Source organism: Mucilaginibacter sp. P5_A4 (assembly GCF_056400605.1).
This window is the reverse complement of sequence record NZ_JBFUKX010000024.1, coordinates 48,547-73,156: the sequence shown is the minus strand read 5'-3', so window position 1 is coordinate 73,156 and position 24,610 is coordinate 48,547. Positions and strand designations below refer to the sequence as shown.

Here is a 24,610-nt window from a genome sequence, read left to right as displayed (position 1 = left end):
ATAAGTTGTCAATTGCATAAAACATCTACTATATCATAACATGAAAAAATACATTTATCCAATAGTAATTTTACTAAGTGCAGCCACACTATCCCAGGCTCAAACCAAAATATTTGATGGTAAAACCCTGAAAGGCTGGAAACGCCTGGCCGGTACAGCCGATTATAAGGTAGAGGATGGAGCCATAGTAGGCACTACTGTTTTAAACTCCGGCAACACGTTTTTGGTTACCGAAAAGGAATACGGCAATTTTATATTGGAGCTTGATGCCAAAATTGAAAGCAACTTAAGTAACTCGGGCGTGCAAACCCGCAGTCACTACAACCCTGCCGGTCATGATGGTAAGGGCCTGGTTTATGGCCGGCAGCTCGAGATCGATCCATCCGACCGTAAGTGGACAGGTGGTATATATGACGAGGGTCGCCGCGACTGGCTTTACCCCTTGGATTTAAATGCCGCTGCAAAAGGCGCCTTTAAAGTAGGAGAGTATAACCATATTCGTATAGAGTGTATTGGTAACGAAATGAAAACCTGGGTAAATGGTATTGCTACTGCCGATGTGGTGGATACTATTGATGCAAAAGGATTTATAGCCTTGCAGGTACACGCCGTGAGCGACGAAAAGCAGGCAGGCAAAAAAGTGTACTTCAAAAATTTCAACCTGCAAACCACCAATTTAAAATCAAAACCGTTCCCTAAAAATGTGTATGTGGTAAACCTGCAGCCCAACAGCATTACACCTGCAGAAAAAGCCGCCGGCTGGAAGTTACTGTATGATGGTAAAACCAACACAGGCTGGCATGGCGCAACCCTTAAAACCTTTCCGGGTCATGGCTGGGAAGTGGCCAACGGAACAATGCATGTGCTGCCATCAAGCGGTAAAGAAGAATCGGGCGGTGGTGATGTTGTTACCAATGATAATTTCAGCGCTTTCGACCTGTCGTTTGATTTTAAGCTGACACCTGGTGCTAACAGCGGGGTGAAATATTTTGTTACCCTGAGCGAAGTTACAAGCGGCTCGGCCATTGGTTTGGAGTACCAGGTGCTGGATGATAAGTTACACCCCGATGCCAAGCTCGGCCGTGACGGCGACAGGACGTTAGCTTCATTATATGACTTGATAAAGGCCAATAAGAAAGATCGTTTTGTTCATCCGATAGGCGCCTGGAATACCGGCAGGGTGATTGTATACCCAAATAACCATGTGGAACATTACCTTAATGGTGTTAAAGTGCTGGAATACGAACGCGGCTCAAAAGCCTACAAAGACCTGGTTGCTATGAGTAAATACACCATCTGGAAAAACTTTGGCGAGGCCCCTCAAGGACATTTGTTATTGCAGGATCATGGAAATGAAGTGTTTTTCAGGAGTATAAAGGTGAAGGAATTGAAGTAAAAGGTTTGTCATTCTTCACTATCGTTACCTATTACCTGTTTTCAAAAAAACTTTTTGTCATCCTGAACGGAGTGAAGGATCTATTATTCGCCATGCTTCTTCGCCCTGTACCGTCTGCGAATAGATCCTTCACTCCGTTCACTGTTGTCCGGTAAAAGTTCGTTTGATATTAGAAAACATTACATAAGGCCTCAAAAGGGCCTTTTTTATTGCTTTTTTGAAAGTAAGCCCCCTGAAAAATGAAAAGGTGTGCCCATTTTTGAAAACCGGCTGTCCGGTAAAAATTTATTCAAAACATCGATATGCTTGGCATTTGACCGCTTATGGTTGCGTTATAGCATTATAAAAAGTTTTTTGCTGAAAATATCGCAGCTATTTCGACACCGGCTGTCCGGTAAAAGTTTTACGATTTTGGTTTACCGGACACCAGTGCACTCCGTTCAGGATGACAAACCTTTTAAAACGTCATCCCCCTTCAGAATTTCGCGAAATTTTATTGCCAGCATGACAGGCCTTTTTTTCCACCCTTTTCGGCTTTCGGTTCCAAATCTGTAAAATGTATTTTTTAAAAACAGTACAAACTTTACAATTTGTGTGCATTCGCTTGTTTTTCTTTATCGAACAAAAAAATAAGTATAAATTGTGTTTAAAGCCCAATTTAAAAATGAAATCAAAAATTTATGATATGATGTATCCGCTGATCAATGATGGCAGCGGAACGTATGAACTTGATGATTTAAATGCTTATATCGATAAAATCATTGAAAAGGGATGTATAATCTCTGTAATGGAAAACGATGTTTTGCTTGCGTTTTTAGCCTATTATGCAAATGATTATGAAAACAAGCTCGCTTTTTTATCAATGGCGGTAGTTTCACCGTCGATGCGAAAAATGGGATATGGAAGGAGGTTACTTGATTTTTGCCTGGTTGATTTGATGCGCAAAGGATTTAACAGATGCCTTACCGAAATAAAAGCGAACAATAAAACAGCTTTGAATGCATGTAAAAAGATGGGCTTTACTGAATTTGGAGAAAAAGGTAACTATATAATTTTGGAAAAAATTATATAGTTATTTCCCCGCACAGAAATCGCTTTTAAATATCTATAATATTTTTTGGCTAAAGCCCTAACTCATTTCTACCAATTTAACCGTTGGCTGAAGCCCAACGGCAATGATTTAATAAACTAGCTAAAAGTTCATTGCCGTCCCATTTATGGGACGGTAGCGAAGGAACAAAAAGCGGCTTCAGCCAAAATTGCCATTCAGATATTTTAAAAGCGATTTCCCTGGTATTGACATTGGTTTTTGTGTATTCTGCTTTTAGCTTTATAATTTAGCGCATTAAATCCTGATAAGCGGCCGATAGTATAATACCATGATGGGCATTCACCACGCCATTGGCATAGCCATTGTTATCAACAAACATTTTCTCGTTCTCGATCAGGAAATGAGTGTTGCCAACTTTAAAATTACCTTTAATAGTTAACACCTTATCTGGCAGCTGGGCATGTATTTCGTTAAGGATATGACTGGATAAGCCGGGATACTCATGTTCATCAAGCTGGTAAACATCCAGCACAGGTTCGTGATGACCGGTTTGATATACTTTAATTCGGAATTTACTGATCTCCAAGCGGATGTCTGTTCTGTCGGCAACGCTGTTACTCGCGATGTTTAAAGCATGGCCATCCATTGTTGAAATATTCGCATCGATATTTAGCGCCAGGTTCTCATGGTTTTTTTTCTCATTATAAAATGATAAAACTCTTAAAAACTCGGTGCTGTTATCGCCATCATTCACCCTAAGGGTGCGCTGTGTGCTCAGGAATATGGTAGTCCCGAAAATAAATGCGTGTTTCATAACTTTTGATATTGGTTTATGTACTAATAAGCGCCAGAAACAAGAAATGTTTTGTTTAAATACGCACATTCATAAATAAAAAAGCCCTTCAGCAAATGCTGAAAGGCTCTCATAAATATGTAGTGTCGTGTCAATGTTGAATTGACGTTAGCCTTTAGTCGAAAGTCTTAAGTTCAATGCCAAAAAGAACAAATCCGGCCTACAACTTATGACTTAGAACTGTTGACTTAATCCAATCCTCCCCGCCGGGTAGCCTTGGTTTGCACCGGCCATTTAATACCCTCGGTTTTGGTGTTTGTTGTTTTAGCCGGATCTTCGCTGGCCATATAAGCCATTATTGCGGCCAGCATGGCATTATTCTTCAGGTCGTCAAATACAACCTTGTCGTAAGTATCGCGGTTGGTATGCCAGGTATATGAGCCGTACGACCAGTTAAGCGAGCTTAACGAAAAGCCCGGTGCGCCAACGGCCACAAATGAAGCAAAATCGGACCCGCCGCCACCTGGCTGGCCCGGGAAATTTGTTTTGATGCGGTTTTTTAGCGTATCAGGCACAGCGGCGAGCCATCGGCCTAAATAATCTTTTGCTTCCACAAAGCCTTGCCCGCCCAGGTTAACTACGCGGCCTGTACCATTATCCTGGTTAAACAGGGCCTGCAGGTTTTTTACTATCTCCGGGTGATCTTCTACAAAGGCGCGCGAACCGTTCAGGCCTTCTTCCTCGCTGCCCCAGTGCCCAACTAATATGGTGCGTTTTGGATGAGGATGGTACTTCTTAAGTAAACGCATAGCCTCCATCATGGTTAAAGTTCCTGTGCCGTTATCGGTAGCGCCGGTACCACCATCCCATGAATCAAAGTGGGCGCTCAGCATCACATATTCATCAGGTTTTTCGATGCCTTTTATTTCGGCAATGGTGTTAAAAGTTGGCACCACGCCAAGTTCTTTTGATTCGGTATGCATGCTGATCTTCGGCTTACCGCCCGATTCACTTAAGCGGTAAAGCATGCCGTAATCTTCCAGCGCTATGTCAACTGTTGGTACTATTTTAGTATAAGCGCCAAAGATCTTATCAACCCCAAAACCTGCCGACCAATTATTGGTGATGATGCCGGCAGCACCAGCGTTTTCGAGCGTAACAGGTAATGTTTTGTTGGTAAAGCCGGTTTTGCTGATGCGTTTTTTCCATGCATCTGTTTGCGCGGTACGCGAGGCTTTCATTTTATCGAAGGATTCCTTTGTGGCAAATTCCGTCCAGTTATAATCGGGCCTGCCGGTTGGCTGACACATGGAGATCATCACAAATTTACCCTTAACATTGGGCAGCCATTGCTGAAAAGCAAGGGAATCGGCCACATCAGGCAAAATAATTACTTCGGCGGTAACTGTTTTTTTGCCCATACCCGGGCTCCAGGCCAGTTGAGTTCCTTCTAAAGATTTTACACGCGGCGAAACCATATCTATATGTGAGATGCCGCGTTCCCAGCCCCGCCACTCGCCCCATTTTTCGTTATGCGCCGGGATATCCCAGCTTTTATATTTGGTTACTGCCCAGTCGTTAGCCTGTTTCATTTGCGGTGTGCCCACCAGTCGGGGCCCAATACCATCAAAAAGCTCATGTGCCAGTTTTTCCAGCTGCGAGTTGCTGGTTTCTTCGGTCATGATATTATTAATAACAGGATTTGTTGATTGCGCATTGGCAAAACCGCAGCAGAGCATTGCACCTAAAATAAATGGCCTTGCCTTGTGCCACATATTCAGGTTGAAATTTGTGTTAAAGTTTTTCATGAACCTAATTTATGGAAAAGCAGGGAGGTTGGGGCTAAACAGGTTGCAGGTAGAATAATTGTTACAGAACGAGGAAGTTTTAAGAGATATTTAGGATATTCCCACAGCTGAAAGTACAGGTTAATCTTTAGGAAAGAAAACCCATGTCGGGATATAGCTCTTTATTGAATTTATAGAGTTGTAGTTTTATAATGAGGTTTATTTAGCAATACCTTATTCATCCAGTTTATGCACAATATCAACAGATGCAAAAACCGAGAGTCCTTTAAGCACCAGTATTTTATCTGATTGTCTTGTCCGGGCTAAATAACTCCTGTCATCATCCATTTCCGAAGCGATGCGCGTAATGTCTGTTACAATCCGCCAATCAGCAGGTATAGCTATCGTTACCTGGCCAAATGCCTGTGAAATATTAAGGAGCGCTGTCCCGGTAAGGTCGGCATTGGTAAAATCCAGCTCTGTATCGCCAAATACATTTCTGACATTGCCACCCTTAAAATCTTTTGAAAGTACAGTTCTTTTTATTCCGCCAAAAATAGTTGTTGTGTTGAGGCTATCATCTGCGTTTTGTGTGATTGTTCCTGATAAAATGTTCATAGGTTTGATTTTATTGTTACTCAAAAATAAGTAATTGATAACCAGGAAGAAATAATTATCCGCAAAATATTAAAAATTGTCGGTAAAAGCAAGTATTGTGTCGGTAAAATAAAGGTAAACACATTTTAGGGCAAGACACATGTTTGATAAAAATCACTCCGGAGAAATCAGGTGTTTATAGGCAATTGGCCTGATCCGGACACGTCCGGCAAAAACTATACAATAAAAACGAACGAAGGCTGTTCGTTTTCGATACAGTAAGAAATAAGAAAATGGGTTTAATTTATTAATAATCAAATATTTATAAATAAGGCATGGTTTTTACTCCTGATGAGTACATATTGTAATTACTTACTCCTAAAGCCATGATAAAGAATTACTTAAAGATCGCTTTGCGCAACCTCGGGAAGGATAAACAGTTTACTTTTCTTAATATGCTGGGCCTTTCGGCCGGGTTAGCCTGTACTTTATTGATTTATTTATGGGTGCATGATGAACTAAGCTATGATAAGTTTTTTGAACACGACAACCAGGTTTACCAGGTTATGGAAAACCGGAAAAGCGGAAGTCAGCAGCTTACCGACGAGTCATCGGGGCTTGTTAGCGAGGTTTTAAAGGTCCAGATTCCCGAGGACGTTTTATATGCCGCAGCAGTTGCTCCTGCAGATTGGTGGCAAAAATTTACCCTTACAGTCGGCGAAAAAAATATTAAAGCTACAGGGCAGTATGCAGGCAAAGATTATTTTAATATTTTTTCATTTAAAATGATCCGGGGCGAACGCGGGAAGGTACTTGCCGCTAAAAATGATGTTGTTATTTCTGATGAGCTTGCAATAAAACTTTTTGGTACCGTAGATAATGCAATAGGTAAGCCTATAAAATTTCAGCACGATAAGGATTTTGCTGTTTCGGGTGTATTTGAGAAACTGCCAACCCATTCTTCACAGCAATTTGATTTTGTATTATCGTTTGATTACCTGGCAGATGTGCAGGGATGGGTTAAAACCTGGAATAATGGTGGTCCGCACAATTTTGTGATGCTGAAAAAAGGTACCAATATTGAAGCATTCAATAAAAAAATCAGCAACCTGGTAACAAAAAACAGCGGCGATACCACAAGAACAGCTTTTGCCATGCGGTTTTCAGAAAATTACCTGCATAATACTTTTAATCATGGGGCAAGGGTAGGCGGCAGAGAGGAATATGTAAGGCTGTTTTCACTTATAGCTATATTTATACTCCTTATAGCCTGCATCAATTTCATGAACCTTTCAACAGCGAAAGCTTCGGGCCGGATGAAGGAGGTGGGGATCAAGAAAGTTGTTGGCGCAGCACGCAGCCAGCTGATCATCCAGTTTCTGTCAGAGTCGTTACTGATGGCAGTATTTACAATGATACTTGCAATTATAATTGCCTGGCTATTACTGCCGCAGTTTAACCAGTTAACCGGGAAGGAAATTCAATTGAATTTCGACTTCCGGCTTATCATGATCTTAATCGGCATAACGCTTTTTACGGGCCTGGTTTCCGGCAGTTACCCGGCTTTGTACCTTTCGAAGTTTAATCCTTTAGCAATCCTGAAAGGCCAGCTCAGTTCATCTTTCGGCGAACTGGTTGCACGTAAGGGACTTGTGGTTTTTCAATTTACGCTTTCGGTTATGCTGATTGTAGCGGTGCTGGTGGTTTATAAACAGATTGAGTTTATTCAAAATACTACACCTGGTTATAATAAGGATAACATGATAAGGTTTGATTCGGAGGGAAAACTTGCAGGCAATGAGGAAACATTTGCGGCCGAACTGAAGAACCTCCCCGGCGTTGTAAATGCCAGTTTTACACAGCATAATATAGTAGGGCGTAATTACGGCACAGCCGGCCTTAGCTGGGATGGTAAAGAGGCTAACCGGGATGTTTATTTTGAAGGCTTTTTTGGCGGGTTTAATTTTATAGAAACCATGGCCATGAAAATGGCTGCCGGCCGGGCTTTTTCAAAAAACTACGGAGCCGAAGGTAGTAAGGTTATATTAAATCAAACTGCAGTAAATGCTATGCATTTGCAAAATCCTGTTGGTAAAAATGTTAAAATATTAGGTAATAACTTCCAGGTTATCGGGATAGTAAAAGATTTTCACTTCGAATCATTACATGAAACGGTAAGGCCTTCATTCATACTGCTTGCCCAGGGCGCCAGCCCTTATTATAAAATGATGATCAGGATTAAAGGGGCACAGCAAAAAGAAACCATTGCGCAAATACAGCGCCTTTATGAATCCTATAATCCGGGTTTTCCGTTTACTTATAGTTTTTTGGATCAGGCATATCAAAAACAATATGAAACCGAGGTAAGGGTTTCAACTTTAACCAAATATTTCTCATTTCTGGCTATACTTATTTCATGCCTGGGCTTGTTTGGGCTGGTTGCATTTACTGCACAAAAACGGCAAAAAGAAATAGGTGTACGTAAAGTAATTGGCGCGTCTGTTAACAGTATCACGCTTATGCTCACCAGGGATTTCCTGAGGCTGGTATGTATTGCTGTAGTTATCGCTTTTCCGCTGGCCTGGTGGGGAATGAATAAGTGGCTGCAAGGTTTTGAATACCGTATTGATATTGGCCCGGGCGTATTTTTCATTGCAGGCGCATCCATCATTTTAATAACCCTGCTAACCGTAAGTTTCCAGGCCATAAAAGCAGCCATGGCTAATCCGGTGAAAAGTTTAAGGAGCGAATGATTTGGACATAAGTCAGTAGTCAATAGTCAGTAGTCATTGGTCATTTGCTTCGCTCTTGTATGCAACGCTACCATTTTAAATGGACAGAAACATAGTTTAAATACTGCTTTTTTGAACAAAAAAACGCGGTATAATAACAATAATGTTGCTATACCGCGCCTGATGATCACAGAAGGCAATTGGTTGTATTGGGTGGAGGGTTTACTTAATGAGCAGATATAAACCCGCGGCCATAGCTGCACCTGCAATTGGCCCCAAAACCGGTATCCACGCATAAGTCCAGTCGCTGGTGCCTTTGTTTTTGATAGGCAATATCATATGCATGAAACGCGGCCCGAGGTCGCGGCAGGGATTAATAGCATAACCTGTTGTACCGCCCAGCGATAAACCTATTACCCAAACCAAAAGAGCCACCGGTATAGCGCCAACGGAGCCAAGGCCAACGGGCACTTTTGTTGGTGTTATCTCGGCCCCCGAAATGTAAAATATAGTAAACAACAGTACAAAAGCGCCGATAATTTCGCTTGTAATGTTTGATATATAGTTGCGTACTGCCGGGCCGGTGCAAAAAACAGCCAATATTAAAGCGGGTTCATTGGTGCGTTTAAAATGGTCGTAATACGTAGCCCATACCAGGAATGAACCTATCATAGCGCCTAAAAATTGCGCTGCGATGTAGAGCGGAACATTGGCCCATGGAAATTTACCTGCTATTGCCAATGCTATGGTAACAGCAGGATTAAGGTGTGCGCCGCTATAGGGACCTGCCACCACAACGCCTACAAATACAGCCAGGCCCCAGGCCGTAGTAATTACTATCCAGCCGCTGTTATTTCCCTTGGTGTCTTTCAATACTACGTTGGCTACCACGCCATCGCCTAAAAGTATAAGTAACATGGTGCCAATTAACTCGGCAATAAATGGAGACATGATAATGGAATTTATAGGTTTGAATAATTATATTAAGACTATTAAATAATTTCAAATACGTCAATCTATCACAATTGGTATAAAGACTTAGCTTTTAGCTTTATGTATTCTGTTTTCAGCTTAGATCACCTGAACAGGTTGCTGACTATCAGACCAGCACCGGGCAGTATGGATTGCTCTTTTCCAGCCTTCAATATCTGTTTTAATATCCTGCAGGTTATCCCCGGGGATAAATTCCTTTTCAGATTGCCATAGCTGCTGTATCTCGGCTATGTCTTTCCAAAAACCTACCGCTAAACCGGCAAGGTATGCGGCACCTAAAGCGGTTGTTTCTACAATGCTTGGTCTTATAACCTTACAATTTAAAACATCAGCCTGAAACTGCATCAGCAAATCATTTGCGGTGGCGCCGCCATCCACTCGTAGTTCTTTTATTTGCATGCCTGCATCAGCTTCCATTGCATTTAACACGTCCATAGTTTGATATGCAATAGATGCCAGCGCTGCCCGGGCCAAATGCCCTGCTGTAGTGCCCCGTGTTAGGCCAACTATGGTGCCCCTGGCTTCGGGATCCCAGTAGGGGGCTCCTAACCCGGCAAAGGCGGGCACAAAAAATACGCCGCCTGTATCCTTAACGCCCATGGCCAATTGTTCAACATCAGCCGAGGTTTTGATGATGCCAAGTCCGTCCCTGAGCCATTGTACTACGGCCCCGCCAATAAATATACTGCCTTCAAAAGCGTATTGGATTTCGCCGTTAATTTTCCAGGCAATGGTGGTTAGCAGGTTATTTTTTGATTCAATAAATTCATTGCCAATATTCATTAGCATAAAGCAGCCTGTTCCGTAGGTGTTTTTAACCATGGCCTTATCAATACACATCTGCCCAAAAAGCGCAGCATGCTGATCGCCTGCTATACCGGCAATGGGGATTTTGCTGGCAAATATGGTGGTAGTAGTTTCGCCATAGATCTCGCTGGATTGTTTCACTTCGGGCAGCATGCTTTTGGGTATATCAAGCAGTTGCAGTAACTCGTCATCCCATTGCTGGGTACGGATATTAAATAACATGGTACGGCTTGCATTGGTCACATCGGTTACATGCACCGTACCGCGGGTAAATTTCCATACCAACCAACTATCAACAGTACCAAAAGCCAGTTTGCCGGCTTCTGCCTGTGCCCGTGCGCCATCTACATTATCCAGGATCCATTTAATTTTAGAGCCCGAAAAATAGGCATCTATTACCAGGCCAGTTTTTGAGCGGATCATATCGCTATGCCCGTCCTGCTTTAATTTATCGCAATAAGCCGCGGTACGCCTGTCTTGCCAAACTATGGCGTTATAAATAGCTTCACCGGTTTCACGGTTCCAAACAATAGTGGTTTCGCGCTGGTTGGTGATGCCTATAGCTTTAATGTTTTTACCATTGAGCCCGGCCTTAACAGTAGCCTCGGCTGCAACACCTGCCTGGCTCGACCAGATTTCGTTCGGATCATGTTCAACCCAGCCAGGTTTAGGGAAATATTGTTTAAATTCTTTTTGCGAAAGCGATTTGATTTGCCCCGCATGATCAAATATTATCGCCCTTGAACTTGTTGTCCCCTGGTCGAGGGCTAAGATGTACTCTTCCATATTCAGGTTTTTATTATTGGTTTATTGGTTATGCTAATATATAGTTTCTGGCCACTTTATTAAAGGCGCTTACCTGTTCTGCCTGCCATTCAATATCTTTATTTAATTCCCCGGCCATAAGGCGTGCTACCTCCGGGGCCATGGCTATTGCTAAACGGGCATTTAAAAATAATACGCGGGTACGGCGGGCCAGTATATCTTCAATTGTACGCGCCATCTCGTGCCGTATCGACCAGATCACCTCACCCTTAGTGTATTCATCATCCGGGTGAACCCGGCTTTTCCAGTCGGTATTCTCGTTTACCAGGGCTAATACCTTTTCAATATCAGCGCCATAAACGTACAGGTGATTACTCCTGTCGGGGTTTGGCCTGCTGCCATGTATCGGCAAACCCGCAGTATGGCAAACCTTGTTTTTTAATTTACCTACTTCTATCGCTTTGTCGATTGTATCCTCGCCCATTTTTCGATAGGTAGTCCATTTACCGCCGGTTATGGTGATCAGCCCTGATTTAGAAACAATGAGTTTATGGCTGCGCGATATCTCTTTTGTTTTTGATGAATCATCCTGTGGGGCAGCTAATGGCCTCAACCCGGCAAAAACACTTAAAACATCCTCACGGGTGGGTGCTTTTTTTAGGTATTTGGCAACAGTACGCATAATAAAATCAATTTCGGCGTCAAGAGCTACCGGCTCCAGGCTATGTTTATCAATAGGAGTATCAGTAGTGCCAACCAACAGCTTATTATGCCATGGAACAACAAAAAGGACCCGGCCATCTTCGGTCTTGGGGATCATGATCGCATCTTCGCCGGGCATAAACGATCTATCCAAAACAAGGTGTACCCCCTGGCTTGGCCTTACCAGGGGCTTTTTATCGGGGACATCCATTTTAAGCACATCATCAACAAAAACTCCGGTTGCATTGACAACGGTTTGGGCTTTTAGTTGGTAAGTAACGCCGGTCTCTGCATCAGTAGCCTTAACGCCAGTAATTTTATTGTTGCTGTCTTTTAGCAGCCCGGTAACCTTGAAATAGTTTAAAACGGTAGCACCTTGCTCCAAAGCTGTTTGCGCCAGGTTGATAGCCAGCCTTGAATCATCAAACTGGCCATCATGGTACACCACGCCTCCATAAAGTCCTTTATCTTCAATTCCGGGCAGCCTGTTTATGGTTTCTTTTTTTGAGATATGCTTTGCCCTGCCAAAACCCAGCTTGCCTGCCAGCAGATCATATATAGTTAAACCTATGGTGTAAAATATCCCATCGAACCAACTGTAGTTAGGGATGATGAAACTTTCGTTTTTTACCAGGTGCGGGGCGTTCTTTAATAGTAAGCCACGTTCATGCAGGGCCTCACGTACTAAACCTATATCGCCTTGGGCAAGGTAGCGAACACCGCCATGTACAAGTTTGGTTGCCCGGCTTGATGTTCCTTTGGCAAAGTCGGCTTGTTCAAATAGTAAGGTAGATAAGCCTCTTGAAGCTGCATCAACCGCAGCGCCAAGGCCGGTAGCACCGCCACCAATTATAATTATGTCCCAAATCTTATCCTTATCTTTTATGGATTGCAAAATTGAATCCCTTTTGAAAACACTCATTTTGTTATTTTGTATTTCGTTTGCATTGTAAATGTACAATAATGAAATGTAAACGAAATAAATCGAAACTTATTTTTTGTTTCAGTTTAGCCGGTATCGGTTTTTTACTTAATTTTGGTTGTTATGAATAAAAATACCGACAGGCATAAGATCATCCTGCAAAAACTGGATGATGATGGCTTTGTAAACGTACAGGAGTTGGGTAAGGAATTAAATGTTTCTGAAGTTACCATCCGGAAAGACCTGAAGCTTTTGGAGGATAAAAAATTATTATTCAGAACACACGGCGGTGCTACCAAAAGTAATCCATATACGAATGATAGGCCTGTAGCCRAAAAGGAAAAACTAAACGCGCCAGAAAAACAGCAGATAGGGATAGCAGCAGCAGCATTAATAGGACATAACGATTCTATTATTATTGCATCAGGTACTACAATGCTGGCCCTTGCACGGTCAATTAATCCGGGCAAACAGCTTACGGTGATCACATCAGCCCTGAATGTAGCGCTCGAGTTATCGCAGCATCCTAATGTAGAAGTAGTTCAATTAGGCGGGCAACTGCGTACTTCATCATCATCAGTAACAGGGGCATATCCCGAGGCGATGTTACAGGATATGGCATGCAGCATGCTTTTTTTAGGTGTTGATGGAATAGACCCCGAAATTGGCTTAACAACCACTAATTTAATGGAGGCCAGGTTAAATCAAAAGATGATTGATACAGCGCAAACGGTAGTTGTACTGGCAGATAGTACAAAATTTGGAAAACGAGGCTTAGGAAAAATTTGCCCTTTAGACCAGGTTCAACATATAATTACCGATAGCGGAATAAGTGCCGGTATGCTGAAAATATTACAGGAAAAAGGAATTGAGGTTACTGTTGTGAAATAACCACACTTAACCGTCTTAAAACGGGCAATCATCCTATAATTACCTACAATTGTTTCTTATAAACGCATTTGCCATCAACAAACGCATGCTCAACATTGAGCATGCTTAGCTCGTTTGGAGACATTTTTAATGGGTTTTTATCTGTGATAATAAAATCTGCCAGTTTGCCCTTTTCTAATGATCCTATTTGTGGAGTTTTACTGATCTCGGCAGCACTGTAAGTATAAGCCTTAAGCGCCGATGCTGTGCTAATGCCTTCATGTGCGGCTATCACGTTACCTTCATTATCTGTACGGGTAACAGCAGCCTGCATGCCTTTAAAAGGGTTAAGCTCTTTTACCACCGGCGCGTCTGATGATAAGGCCAGTAAAATATTATGTTTTAAAACCGATTTTACAGGATAGCATTGGTTAAGATAATCATCATCAAGATATTTGATAAAGTTTTTACCCAACTCGCTTATAAAAATGGTTTGCATGGAGGTAGCAATATTATATTGCTGCATATCCAGCAAGTGCTTTTCCTCGGGTAAACCCAGGTGTTCAATTCTGTTAACCATAGCAGGGAACTGATGATGAAGATTTTTATAAACATCAATTACAAATTCAATGGCAGCATCGCCAATGGCATGTGTAGCTATGCTCAGACCCTTTTGTAACGCTTGTATTGATAGTGAAATATATTGATCCCGCTTTAAGCGCAATACCCCCTGATCGGATGAGTTTTTATAATGCCTTTTTAGCGCTGCTGTTTTACCGCTTAAGCCCCCATCCGAGAAAAACTTAACCGTGTTCACGTTAAAATTGTCCGAGCCGAAATAGTCAGGAACAGGATAGGGGGCATCGCCGCCATCAGGAAGGATTATAGGAATAGCGTTTAGCCTGAAACCTAACTGATCCTGCTGGTACATTTCGTAATATGCCTCAAGTAGGAGCGGGTCGACCGCCGGGTCTGTTGCTGCAGTGATGCCATATTTATAGAACTCCTCCCGTGCGGAAAGTACCATTAACTTTAACTCGTCTTTTGTATAAGGAGGGATGTTTTTGGTGATTAAGCCCAGCGCCGTTTCAGAGAAAATACCGTTGGGCTTGCCATCATCGCCTATATAAATAACACCTCCATCTGGTATTATAGTGTTCGAAGTGATATTACAAATCTCCAGCGCTTTTGAATTGCAAACAGCAATATGCGCGCACGTACGGATCACATAAAGCGGCCGGTCTTTTATCACTTTATCCAAATCGGCCCTGGTAGGTATCTGCCCGCTATGCCATGCAGCTTCATTAAACCCTCGGGCGGTTATCCATGCTGCGTTGGGGTATTCGCGGGCGTAGTCATCCAACATTTGCAGCATATGATCGAGGCTTTGGGCGCCACGAACATCCAACATAAAGGTTTTAAGGTTGCCCACTTTCCACAAATGAATGTGGCTGTCGTTTAAACCCGGCATCAATGTTTTACCCAGCGCATCAATTACCTGTGTGCCGGGTTGAATGAAGGGCTGCAATTCATCGAACTGTCCCACGGCCTTAATGCGGTTGCCTTCAATCACAATAGCATCGGAAGCACTATTGTCAAATCCATTATGAAAAGAAAGGATATTGGCATTATGAATCAACAAGCTGCCAGACCCATTTTGAAAAGGGAGAAAGCCTGTTGATCCATTATCGTTTATGCTCATTGTTTTCTTTTGATGTCCGCTCTTTGAATCGCTTCTTCCAAAACGCTCAGCGCCTCGGTTAATTGCTCATTAGTTATTACAATAGGCGGCAGTAAACGCAGGCAATTACTGAACATTCCCGCACGGATCATGATCAACCCGTGGCTTACCGCATCCCTGATGATCTCTAATGTAACATCCATATCCGGGTCTTTACTGTCGCGATCTTTAACAAACTCAACCAGCCGCATAGCACCTAAACCACGTACATCTCCAATTATATGGTATTTTTCTTTCCAGCTTTCAAGGGTGGTGCGCATCAGTTCGCCAACCTCGTTAACACGGTTTAAAAAGCTTTCGCTTTTTATAATTTTGATAGCTTCAATAGCTGCAACACAAGCCACCGGGCTACCGCCATAAGTACCGCCAACCCCGCCCGGATGCGGGGCGTCCATAATCTCGGCCCTGCCAGTGGTGGCGCTGATAGGCATGCCGGCACCTATTGATTTGGCACTTACCACCACATCGGGCACTATATCAAAATGCTCAACAGCGAAGAATTTACCCGTACGACCGGCCCCGCATTGGATCTCATCAACAATCATCACGATGCCATATTGATCGCACACCTCGCGGATCTTTTGCAGATAGGCCTTGGGCATCGGTATAAATCCGCCCTCACCCATTACCGGCTCAATAATAATGGCAGCTAATGATTCGGGGTCTACCTGCGATATAAAAGCGATATCCAGCTGTTTAATAAAGTACTTGATGTATTCCTCGTCGCTCATACCTTGTATCTTACGATAGAGGTTGGGGGCTGCGATACGGTATATATCAGATACAAATGGCCCCATTCCTTTTTTAAACAGGGAATATTTACTGGTTAAACTAAGCGTCAACAAGGTACGCCCATGATAAGCGCCCTCAAAGCATAATATCGAATTACGTTTGGTATAATACTTGGCAACGTTGATAGCATTTTCAACCGCTTCGGACCCGGAATTGGCCAGGAGGGTTTTCTTTTTAAAGTCGCCGGGTGTAATCTCGTTTAGCAGTTCAGCCAACTCAACATACGGCTCCATGGTGGTGACCAGGGTGCAGGTGTGAATATATTTATCAACCTGTTTTTTTATCGCATCCACCACTTTTTGATCGCTATGGCCTACATTGATCATGCCTATGCCACCGGCAAGGTCAATCAGTTGGTTACCGTCCACATCCCAAACCAAGGCCCCAGAGGCACGTTCAACAACTACTTCTGTTGATTTTGCTAAGCCTGCGGGCAGCGCGTTTTTTCTTCTCTCCAATATTTCCTGGCTTTTAGGACCGGGTAATGGGGTTTTTAACTGTATGTATTTCATTATCTTATGATTTCACCGATTTGTTGTCTGAACCGGAATTTTTCGAATTTTCATAATTTCCCGAATTTGAATTGCAATTCTCTTAATTCTGTAATTTGGAAAATTCTGATTAATGCATTCCGGTTCAGACCTCTTTACTTATGTCTAATTTTATCAATACCCCGTAATTTCCACATACAGGGTCGTTTACATGTTCGGGCATCAGGGCTATGGGTTCAAAGCCTATTTTCATTTGTTTGGTTAATGTGGGATCTTTGCGCTTACCGCTGAGCAGTTCCTCGTAGTAGGTTTCTCCGCTCATTTGGTCGCTTACTGCGCCATAGCCGCTCATCATGCCTACGGTTAGTTGCCCTTTTAAGCCCAGCGTTTTGGCCATTTCATGCCTGGCCCTGTAAAGGATCCTGGCCAGGCCCATGCCGCGGTACGCGGGCAATATACCCATATCAAGTCCGTAAAGCCAGTCGCCATTTGGGTTGTGGTTGGTAAGCCAGCCGCCTGCTATGGTTTCGGCAAACGTATGCTCATAGTTGGCAAAATCAAAGTTGGTACGCATGGTGGTGGTCATGCCTATAACATGGTCTTTATCGGTTATTACAAACTGCCCCTCAGGAAAAACTTCCAGGTGCCGTAAATAATGTACCGCCCTGATATGCTCCTCACTTGATAGCGTGGGAAATATGATTTTTTGAAGCTCCTCCAATTGTTCTACATGCTCGGTTCTTGTGTTTTGAACAACCAGGCCATTAGGCATCAACTTATAATATGCAGGTTTTTCTGTTATCATAATCTTAAAAAACTAAGCAATGGTATAGCCCATTACGATATAAATAAGCGATGAAAACATAAATGCGATCAACGCGTATGGTAATTGTGAAAAGGAATGTTTGAGGTTGCTTACATCGGTACTTTGTGATGTTAATATAGTTGCATCACTATAAAGGCAGGCATTTGAGCCAAACACGCCTGTGCTTACTACGGCTCCGATACTCATTAATACGTTTGCACCCAAAGTGTGTGCCAGCGGGATTACTATAGGTATAACCACCGCGTAAACTCCCCATGACGAGCCGGTAGAATAAGTGATAAGCGATATGGATACAAAAATAATAACAGGTAACAGCTCTTTATTGATATAAGGTTTTACGCCATTGATCACATAACCTGTCAATTCCATTTTATCACCAACATCTTTTAAAACATAGCTCATGATAACGAGGGCCAGGGCATATATCATGCTATTAAAGCCAGAAAAAACAGTTTCGCTCAATTGCTGAAAGGTGCCAAGCTTTATAATGAGGTAATAAACAAAGGTGAACGCAACACCAACCATTATACCCTTAAGGGCATCGTAATTCATTAAAAAAGTACAAACCAGGGTAACGGCAAGCGGCAGGATAAAAAACAAAGAACTCGGCTTTTTTTCGGTTTCAAAGCATGATGACTGTATAGTGATCTCTTCGGGTTCTGCCGACAGGGCTATAATGTGGTTGGCTGAAAGTAATTCGGCTTTTTTCATCCGGCCAATCATGGGTATTGCCCCTATAATTACCATTGGGATAAGCAGCACAGATACCCAGCCATAAGCCACATAAGGAATAACAGACAGGTATACATGATTACCCTGCCCCTGGGCTGCAAACTTGCATTTTTCCAATATCGACCCAATAAAAACTGTCCATGTGGAAAGCGGGACAATAACACACCACGGGGCCGATGTGGTGTTAACGATATAAGCCAGGTACTCGCGCGATATTTTAAAATGATCGGTTATCTTTTTCATGGTGACACCTACCGTAAGCGCACTTAAATAATCATCCAGGAAAATAAACAGGCCTAATGCCCATGTGCCAAATAAGGCGGTCTTTTTTGTTTTGATATATTTAAGGGCATCCTCACCAAACTTCATCGCACCCCCGCTTTTAACCATAAGGCCGATGAGGGAGCCGTATAAACCACAAACCAGTATCACCCATACTGTACTTTCATCCTCCATTACCTTGTAAAAACTGGCAATAAAACCGGTGAAGAAATTGGTGTGGTCATGAAAGCCAATGATGATAAAGCCGACAATACACCCCAGCAGCAACGCCTCAAATGATGCCCTTAATGCAATAGCCAGTACAATTACTACCAGTGGCGGAATTAATGCAAGTGCCCCGTAACCCATGTGTTTAGTTTGTTATAATTTTATTTTTTGTTAGTTGTCTGGGAAGACACAGACAACGGGGATAAAAAAAACTTTTTAAAAAGTCACTTTCCTTCAGTGTCCCCCGGATTTTACAACCCGCAATGATATTTTTAATTTTATCCATTGCCTGTGTCCTCACAGGCGACCATTGTTAATAATCATAATCCTCCTGTACTTATCAGTTTCTTCTCCATGTATTCATACAATCCCTCGCTGCCGCTTTCATGGCCCTGGCCGCTGTATTTCCATCCGCCAAAGGGTGATTCTGTTCCATGAGGCGCCCATTCGTTGATCCCCACTATGCCAAATTCTAATCGCTCAGAGGCGTAAATGGATGTTTTTAAATTATTGGTGAATATGTAGGATGCAAGCCCATACTCGGTATCATTGGCTTTGGTGACGGCGTCGTCCAGGTCGTCAAAAACAAACAATGGCAGTACCGGTCCGAAGATCTCATTCTGCGCCAATACAGATGTTTGTTTTAAATTGCCAATAACCGCGGGTTGTAAAAAATAGCCCTGTTGCAAGTGGGGGGGCACAGTACCACCCGTCATGACCTCCGCGTTTTCTGTTTTGGTTTTATTTACCAGGCCAAATACACTTTCCCGTTGTTTTTTGGTGATCAGGGGGCCAACATTCACGCCTTCCTCAAATCCGTTACCCACTTTTAATTTACTTACATACCCTGTAACAGCTTCAGCGAACTGCTCATAAATATTTTTATGCAGGTAAAACCGCTGTGGTGAAGTACAAACCTGCCCGTTATTACGGAAACGGGCTATAGCTGTTACCTTAGCTAAAGCATCAACATCCACATCATCAAATATCAATACAGGTGCATTGCCCCCAAGCTCAAGCGAGAGTTTGGTATGCGTACGCGATGCTCCATCCATTAATATTTTACCCACGCGGGTGCTGCCCGTAAAGCTTATTTTTTTTAGCAGGCGATTGTTAAGCATTTCATCCCCTATGGCCGCGGCATCGCCTATAACAACATTCAGCACGCCATTTGGTAACCCGGCCTTTACCAAAGCGTCAACCATGTTAAAAGCCGACAGGGGAGTTTCTTCTGAGGGTTTGGCCACAACAGTGCAACCGGCCGCTAAAGCTGCAGCCCAGGCCCGTGCCGGGTTATAGGCGGGAAAATTCCACGCGGTAATAACACCTATAACCCCCATTGGCTGGTAAATTACCGAACTGCGTTTATCCGGGCGGTTGGTTGGTATAACGCGGCCATAGCTGCGCTTGGCTTCTTCGGCATACCACTCAAACAGGTTTGCTGCAACAGCCCATTCTCCCTTAGCTTCGGGTAGGGGTTTGCCGCTTTCCATTACCATGTCATGTGCAATGATCTCCAGGTTCTCCCTCAAATAATTAGCGGCTTTTTTTAAGATCTCGGCCCGCTGATAAGGTGTTGTTTTGCTCCATGATGCAAAAGCTTTATGTGCTGCATCAATTGCTGCCCGGCAATCATTGGTATTGCCTGAACTTAGCCTGTCAATTACCTTTTCGGTAGCGGGATCGATCAAATCCATCTCCTGTTTATCAATCGCAGCTACCCATTCCCCGTTGATGAATTGTTGTTTCATAGTTGATCTGTTTAAGCTTGCCGTAAATAGACTTGTGAAGTTTTAAAACTGCTAAGTCTTTAGCGACATAATAATTTCACAATTGGTTTATAATTTAGTTTAAGCCGATAATTCAGCTAATCCATTTTCAATAATATCAAGGCCTCTGTTTAATAAAGCCTCATCAATAACCAGCGGACTCAACACCCTAATCACATTGCCGTTTACCCCCGCGTTGATCACGATCAAACCATTATCGGCACAATAGCCGATTAGCTTTTTGCATAATCCATCATCAGGTTTAAAAGGGTCATCATCCTTTATCAGCTCAAATGCCATCATAGCGCCCAGGCCGCGTACATCGCCGATTGCGCTGAACTTTGATTTGAGGTCGTTAAAGCGGCTGCGTACAATATCGCCTACTTTTGTACCAAGCGCATTGATATCTATCTCTTCCATATATTTCAACGTAGCCAGTGAAGCGGCACAGCAAACCGGGTTGCCGGGGTAGGTGCCGCCGATGGTTGATGGTTTACAGCTATCCATAATATGCGCCTTGCCAATAACACAACCTATTGGCATACCACTACCCATTGATTTTGCCCAGGTGGATATATCGGGCGTTACACCGTAATGCTCATAAGCGGCCCATTTTCCGGTACGACCAAAACCGCTTTGCACTTCGTCGAGTATCAGCATAATGCCATACTTATCACAAACCTCACGCAAACCCCAGAGGTATTTTGGGGGTGCAACATTGAAACCACCTTCGCCTTGCACAGGTTCAATGATGATGGCTGCAACCTGCTCGGCTGGTACATTGGTATGGAAAAATGTTTCCAGCTCGCGCAGGTGAACATCAGAAAATTCATCAAGACTTAAACCATTCCCATAACGGTAATGATCTGGGAAGGGAATTCGGTAAACCTCAGGCGCGAAGGGGCCGCAACCCAGTTTATAGCCCACTTTTGATGTAAGTGTCATGGCCATCATGGTACGCCCATGGAAACCACACTCGTAACTTATTATTGCCGGGCGACCGGTTGCCTGCCGTGCAATTTTTATAGCGTTCTCCACACTCTCCGCACCCGAATTGGTGAGCATTACCTTAGTGTTTTCACCATGCGGTAACAGGGTAGCCAGTTTCTCGGCTAATTGCAGGTAAAGATCATAGGTGGCCACGTTAAAGCTGCAATGGATCATTTTAGCCGCCTGCTCTGCAATGGCAGCTACAACAGGAGGGGGACAATGCCCGGCGTTTACTACACCAATACCGCCAGCAAAATCAATCATTTCGTTACCATTGGCATCAATAATAATAGCACCGCTGGCACTTACCGCTGTTGATGGGTTAAAGATCCCTATGGCGTTAGGTACCCACTTTTTTCTTCTCTCTAATAATTCCTGCGAATTGTCCATGGTTGTAATTTTATACTTCTTTCATAATCAGCTTATTTTTAAAGCTTCTTTTGCTTGCTTTGGTTACCATTTCTGCAGCCATCCGGCCGGTTTGGGCTGCGCCGTTCATATAGCCCTGGCAGGTAAGACTTACATGCTCGCCCGCAAAATAAATATTGCCTACTGGTATTGCTTCCCAACCGGCAATAGTGCTCCACTGGCCCTTTTTAAAGGTACTGTATCCGGCCATTGTATATGGATATTGGATCCAGCAAAACTTAACGGTTTTACCGTTGTAGTCTTTCAGTACACCAGGATAAACTTTATCCAATTGTGGGACTATCCGGGCTGCCAGTACCTCATTTTTTTCATTATAAAGGGTATTGATGATATGGCCGCCGCCAAAAAGGGTAAAGCTGCCTTCTGTTTCTGACTGCATCTGGCTGCTGTCCCATCCGCAGCCAAATTCAAGATCGGTAAATGTATAACCGGCTTTGCCCGCTTTGCGCCAGGGTTTAGTGTTTACGCCCATAATAAACTTGCCGCTGTTGCCATAACCTAACTCATCAATGCTTTTTCGTTTTTCAGGGGGCATGGGTATATCAAATTTTATCTTTCGGAGTATGCTGAATGGGATAGCTATGATCACATAATCAGCTGTGAATCTTTTTATTACGCCTTTCTGATCAAAACTGAGCTGGTATTTTTTTGTTTTAGTTTGACTAATGGCAGTAAGCTTATACCCCAATAAAACGCGGTCATTTACCTGTTGGTATATTTTATCGGTTAAGTGCTGACTGCCGCCTTTTATTTTAAACACCTCATGCTCATCACCAAACAATTCATAGTCTTTTTCGGCAGATATGGGTTCGGTAAACATGATGAGGAAGTTGATAGCAGACTGCTCCGAGGTTTCCATGCCATACTCCATTGTGAGCACTACGTTTAACAATTTGTTCAGCCAACCTGTTATGCCAATGCTGTTTATGTATTCGGAGATAGAAAGGTTATCGAAGTGTTGAAACGAGGTTGCCGTGGTAAAATTTATTTGCCTGGGTAATGATTTTACATCTTTTTCTATCAGCCGGACAAACGGATGAATGGCTCTTTTAAGGTCTTCGCCATTGAGGTGTTTTTCATCAAAATAAAAGGTTTTTGGATCAAGTTTATCGAGTTTTAGATTATAAAAATCAACATTTAACTCATTTGCGAGCTGAATTATCTCGGTATGGTCTGTATCAACAAATTCGCCGCCCAGATCGGTAGTGATGCCCTTGCCAAATTTATCTTTGATGGTAAACATACGCCCGCCTGCACGTGCAGATGCTTCATATACCGTGCTTTTTAAACCAAGTTTTTTTAACTGGTAGGCCGCGTTTAACCCTGCCATGCCTGCACCTACTATGGCTATGCTGGTATGTTGGGTATCACCTAAAGTGAAGGCATCCGCAAAGGTGGGGAGCAAGGCCATGCCGCCAGCCATTAAACCTGCATCGCGCAAAAACTTTCGGCGGCTATCGCCCATTTGCTCATGGCTAATTTCATCCTCCCTAAGGGAAGAGAAAAAGGCTTTTCTTAACAGGTGAATAAACGGACTATGCATTTTTGGGTTAGCGAATTAGTATCCTTTGTTTTGTACCACCACACCACCTGTTGAACTGATCTCGCTTTGCGGGATAGGTAGTACAGGGTTTACCTCGTCACCTAAAACTTCGGCTACTTTTTGGGTGCGGGCCAGGTCAAAAAGGCGGTGGCCTTCAAAGTTGAGCTCGGCACGGCGTTCGTTTAAAACAGCGTTTAGGTAGGTTGCATCGCTGGGGACATTGGCAGCGGTTAGTTTGGCCATGCCCCGGTGCTGGCGAAGCGTATTCAGATCGGCCAGGCCGTTAACCCTGCCTAAAGCCTCGGCCCTGATAAGGTAAACCTCGGCCAGGCGGATAATGTAAGCCGAATTGTCTTTGGTAGTTTCGCCCCGGTATTTTTCGGTCCGGCCATCGGGTTGGATGCTTTGATCAACATTTACAAAATCAACCAGGCTGGAGCGATCGTCGGTTGGGCGGCTGGTGAAAAAGGTGTTCAGGTCTTCGGCGGCTAAAAATGCCACATCTGTTCTTAAGGCATCATCACGCACATAGGTAAGCCCGTTGTAGGCGCTGTTGTTTTGCTGATCGAAAACCAGTTCAAATACACTTTCGGATGTGTTTTTTTGTGTATAGATCTTATTCAGATCGGAGGCCGGTAACAACGCATAGGCGCTGTTGTTGATTACCAGCGAAGCGGCCGTAGCAGCGCTGGCTTTATTTCCCTGGTATAAATACACCCTTGCCAATAACGCGTTTGCAGCGGCTTGCGATGCATATTTGCTGCCGTTATCCGTGTTTAGCAATTTAACGGCCTGCTGCGCGTCGGCTATTATTTGTTTGTATGAATCGGCAACGCTGCTGCGCTTAACCGGGGTAGCCGGGTTGGCTGTAGAAGTAACTATTGAGATGCCATAGGCCGATGTATTATCCCAGTGCTCGCCAAACATACGCAGCAGATCAAACAAGGCCAGGCTGCGTACAAAATAAGCTTCGCCCTTTATGTTTGATAGCTCGGTAGCATCTGCTCCGGGAACCTTGTCTGCGTTTTCGATGATCTTGTTGGCTGCATAAATGGAGTTATATACCTGGATATAAATTGCCGATGTGTAAATATTACTTGGCGATACAGCCTTGTTGGCAATATCTGTAAGGTCAATCACATCATAGCCACCTGTAGTGCCATTGTCCGAATAGCATTCGGCCAGCAGCGGGTAATAGCCTCCGTAGTAGCTTTTGTTTTGCAGTGTGCTGTACATGCCTATACGTGCACTATGCAAACCGGCTACATTTTTAAATACGGTACCATCGGCTACTTCATTTGGCGATGTAACATCCAATACCTTTTTGCACGACGATTGGATGATGGCAACCAGGAGAAGAACAACTGTTATATATTTTCGCATAATAGTAGAA

General features: G+C 43.5%; 18 protein-coding genes. 4 read left to right on the top strand and 14 right to left on the bottom strand.

Translation table 11 applies throughout. The features are described from left to right. Positions 1 to 40 precede the first annotated feature (40 nt). Entirely contained in the window at positions 41 to 1,396 is a 1,356-nt protein-coding gene (locus AC1DQW_RS15565) for a 3-keto-disaccharide hydrolase (RefSeq protein ID WP_477454931.1), read from the top strand. 664 nt (positions 1,397 to 2,060) lie between these two features. Then, complete coding sequence (locus tag AC1DQW_RS15560; protein WP_477454930.1) at positions 2,061 to 2,468, top strand: GNAT family N-acetyltransferase; 408 nt, start codon at positions 2,061 to 2,063, stop codon at positions 2,466 to 2,468. A gap of 265 nt (positions 2,469 to 2,733) precedes the next feature. Here AC1DQW_RS15560 and AC1DQW_RS15555 read toward each other — a convergent pair whose 3' ends face one another. The 3 genes from AC1DQW_RS15555 to AC1DQW_RS15545 all read right to left on the bottom strand — a co-directional run bounded on the left by AC1DQW_RS15555 (position 2,734) and on the right by AC1DQW_RS15545 (position 5,645). Further along, entirely contained in the window at positions 2,734 to 3,261 is a 528-nt protein-coding gene (locus tag AC1DQW_RS15555; RefSeq protein WP_477454929.1) for a hypothetical protein, read from the bottom strand. Positions 3,262 to 3,488: 227 nt separating this feature from the next. Beyond that, the gene (locus AC1DQW_RS15550) at positions 3,489 to 5,048 is read right to left on the bottom strand and encodes a M20/M25/M40 family metallo-hydrolase (RefSeq protein WP_477454928.1); all 1,560 of its coding nucleotides are present in this window, start codon (positions 5,046 to 5,048) and stop codon (positions 3,489 to 3,491) included. A 213-nt stretch (positions 5,049 to 5,261) separates the two neighbouring features. Further along, the gene (locus AC1DQW_RS15545) at positions 5,262 to 5,645 is read right to left on the bottom strand and encodes a LiaF domain-containing protein (protein ID WP_477454927.1); all 384 of its coding nucleotides are present in this window, start codon (positions 5,643 to 5,645) and stop codon (positions 5,262 to 5,264) included. A gap of 365 nt (positions 5,646 to 6,010) precedes the next feature. On the opposite strand from AC1DQW_RS15545, the gene AC1DQW_RS15540 reads away from it, so the two are divergent. After that, positions 6,011 to 8,377, top strand: coding sequence for an ABC transporter permease (locus AC1DQW_RS15540; RefSeq protein ID WP_477454926.1), 2,367 nt, complete (start codon positions 6,011 to 6,013; stop codon positions 8,375 to 8,377). A 201-nt stretch (positions 8,378 to 8,578) separates the two neighbouring features. Here the strand turns inward: AC1DQW_RS15540 and AC1DQW_RS15535 are convergent, their stop codons facing one another. The 3 genes from AC1DQW_RS15535 to AC1DQW_RS15525 all read right to left on the bottom strand — a co-directional run bounded on the left by AC1DQW_RS15535 (position 8,579) and on the right by AC1DQW_RS15525 (position 12,545). Further along, positions 8,579 to 9,307: an MIP/aquaporin family protein gene (locus tag AC1DQW_RS15535; RefSeq protein WP_477454925.1), complete on the bottom strand. Its 729-nt coding sequence runs from the start codon at positions 9,305 to 9,307 to the stop codon at positions 8,579 to 8,581. A 120-nt stretch (positions 9,308 to 9,427) separates the two neighbouring features. Next, positions 9,428 to 10,942, bottom strand: a complete 1,515-nt coding sequence (glpK, locus tag AC1DQW_RS15530) for a glycerol kinase GlpK (protein WP_477454924.1) — start codon at positions 10,940 to 10,942, stop codon at positions 9,428 to 9,430. 28 nt (positions 10,943 to 10,970) lie between these two features. Then, the gene (locus AC1DQW_RS15525; RefSeq protein WP_477454923.1) at positions 10,971 to 12,545 is read right to left on the bottom strand and encodes a glycerol-3-phosphate dehydrogenase/oxidase; all 1,575 of its coding nucleotides are present in this window, start codon (positions 12,543 to 12,545) and stop codon (positions 10,971 to 10,973) included. 123 nt (positions 12,546 to 12,668) lie between these two features. On the opposite strand from AC1DQW_RS15525, the gene AC1DQW_RS15520 reads away from it, so the two are divergent. Further along, positions 12,669 to 13,436, top strand: a complete 768-nt coding sequence (locus AC1DQW_RS15520) for a DeoR/GlpR family DNA-binding transcription regulator (RefSeq protein ID WP_477454922.1) — start codon at positions 12,669 to 12,671, stop codon at positions 13,434 to 13,436. A gap of 43 nt (positions 13,437 to 13,479) precedes the next feature. On the opposite strand, the gene AC1DQW_RS15515 is transcribed toward AC1DQW_RS15520, so the two are convergent. From AC1DQW_RS15515 to AC1DQW_RS15480, 8 genes are all read right to left on the bottom strand, one after another. Then, on the bottom strand, positions 13,480 to 15,117 hold the full coding sequence (locus AC1DQW_RS15515; protein ID WP_477454921.1) for an amidohydrolase: 1,638 nt from the start codon (positions 15,115 to 15,117) through the stop codon (positions 13,480 to 13,482). Further along, positions 15,114 to 16,460, bottom strand: coding sequence for an aspartate aminotransferase family protein (locus AC1DQW_RS15510; RefSeq protein ID WP_477454920.1), 1,347 nt, complete (start codon positions 16,458 to 16,460; stop codon positions 15,114 to 15,116). The genes AC1DQW_RS15515 and AC1DQW_RS15510 overlap by 4 nt, the downstream gene beginning before the upstream one ends. A gap of 124 nt (positions 16,461 to 16,584) precedes the next feature. Further along, entirely contained in the window at positions 16,585 to 17,244 is a 660-nt protein-coding gene (locus tag AC1DQW_RS15505; RefSeq protein ID WP_477454919.1) for a GNAT family N-acetyltransferase, read from the bottom strand. Between the two features lie 12 nt (positions 17,245 to 17,256). Then, positions 17,257 to 18,627, bottom strand: coding sequence for a Na+/H+ antiporter NhaC family protein (locus tag AC1DQW_RS15500; RefSeq protein WP_477454918.1), 1,371 nt, complete (start codon positions 18,625 to 18,627; stop codon positions 17,257 to 17,259). A 179-nt stretch (positions 18,628 to 18,806) separates the two neighbouring features. Next, positions 18,807 to 20,237, bottom strand: a complete 1,431-nt coding sequence (locus AC1DQW_RS15495) for an NAD-dependent succinate-semialdehyde dehydrogenase (RefSeq protein ID WP_477454917.1) — start codon at positions 20,235 to 20,237, stop codon at positions 18,807 to 18,809. A 99-nt stretch (positions 20,238 to 20,336) separates the two neighbouring features. Beyond that, positions 20,337 to 21,635 carry an aspartate aminotransferase family protein gene (locus tag AC1DQW_RS15490; RefSeq protein ID WP_477454916.1) on the bottom strand — a complete coding sequence of 433 codons (1,299 nt, stop codon included), beginning with the start codon at positions 21,633 to 21,635 and terminating at the stop codon, positions 20,337 to 20,339. A 10-nt stretch (positions 21,636 to 21,645) separates the two neighbouring features. After that, a complete protein-coding gene (locus AC1DQW_RS15485) occupies positions 21,646 to 23,217 on the bottom strand; it encodes a flavin monoamine oxidase family protein (RefSeq protein ID WP_477454915.1) in 1,572 nt (523 codons plus the stop codon). 15 nt (positions 23,218 to 23,232) lie between these two features. Beyond that, on the bottom strand, positions 23,233 to 24,600 hold the full coding sequence (locus AC1DQW_RS15480; protein WP_477454914.1) for a RagB/SusD family nutrient uptake outer membrane protein: 1,368 nt from the start codon (positions 24,598 to 24,600) through the stop codon (positions 23,233 to 23,235). Between the last annotated feature and the right edge of the window lie 10 nt (positions 24,601 to 24,610).

Bases quoted from the DNA above. Each gene is read 5' to 3' on its own strand.
- AC1DQW_RS15525 (WP_477454923.1), bottom strand. From the start codon at position 12,545: ATGAGTGTTTTCAAAAGGGATTCAATTTTGCAATCCATAAAAGATAAG.
- AC1DQW_RS15565 (WP_477454931.1), top strand. From the start codon at position 41: ATGAAAAAATACATTTATCCAATAGTAATTTTACTAAGTGCAGCCACA.
- AC1DQW_RS15515 (WP_477454921.1), bottom strand. From the start codon at position 15,117: ATGAGCATAAACGATAATGGATCAACAGGCTTTCTCCCTTTTCAAAAT.
- AC1DQW_RS15550 (WP_477454928.1), bottom strand. From the start codon at position 5,048: ATGAAAAACTTTAACACAAATTTCAACCTGAATATGTGGCACAAGGCA.
- AC1DQW_RS15555 (WP_477454929.1), bottom strand. From the start codon at position 3,261: ATGAAACACGCATTTATTTTCGGGACTACCATATTCCTGAGCACACAG.
- AC1DQW_RS15560 (WP_477454930.1), top strand. From the start codon at position 2,061: ATGAAATCAAAAATTTATGATATGATGTATCCGCTGATCAATGATGGC.
- AC1DQW_RS15510 (WP_477454920.1), bottom strand. From the start codon at position 16,460: ATGAAATACATACAGTTAAAAACCCCATTACCCGGTCCTAAAAGCCAG.
- AC1DQW_RS15490 (WP_477454916.1), bottom strand. From the start codon at position 21,635: ATGGACAATTCGCAGGAATTATTAGAGAGAAGAAAAAAGTGGGTACCT.
- AC1DQW_RS15505 (WP_477454919.1), bottom strand. From the start codon at position 17,244: ATGATAACAGAAAAACCTGCATATTATAAGTTGATGCCTAATGGCCTG.
- AC1DQW_RS15535 (WP_477454925.1), bottom strand. From the start codon at position 9,307: ATGTCTCCATTTATTGCCGAGTTAATTGGCACCATGTTACTTATACTT.
- AC1DQW_RS15495 (WP_477454917.1), bottom strand. From the start codon at position 20,237: ATGAAACAACAATTCATCAACGGGGAATGGGTAGCTGCGATTGATAAA.
- AC1DQW_RS15480 (WP_477454914.1), bottom strand. From the start codon at position 24,600: ATGCGAAAATATATAACAGTTGTTCTTCTCCTGGTTGCCATCATCCAA.
- AC1DQW_RS15540 (WP_477454926.1), top strand. From the start codon at position 6,011: ATGATAAAGAATTACTTAAAGATCGCTTTGCGCAACCTCGGGAAGGAT.
- glpK (WP_477454924.1), bottom strand. From the start codon at position 10,942: ATGGAAGAGTACATCTTAGCCCTCGACCAGGGGACAACAAGTTCAAGG.
- AC1DQW_RS15500 (WP_477454918.1), bottom strand. From the start codon at position 18,627: ATGGGTTACGGGGCACTTGCATTAATTCCGCCACTGGTAGTAATTGTA.
- AC1DQW_RS15545 (WP_477454927.1), bottom strand. From the start codon at position 5,645: ATGAACATTTTATCAGGAACAATCACACAAAACGCAGATGATAGCCTC.
- AC1DQW_RS15485 (WP_477454915.1), bottom strand. From the start codon at position 23,217: ATGCATAGTCCGTTTATTCACCTGTTAAGAAAAGCCTTTTTCTCTTCC.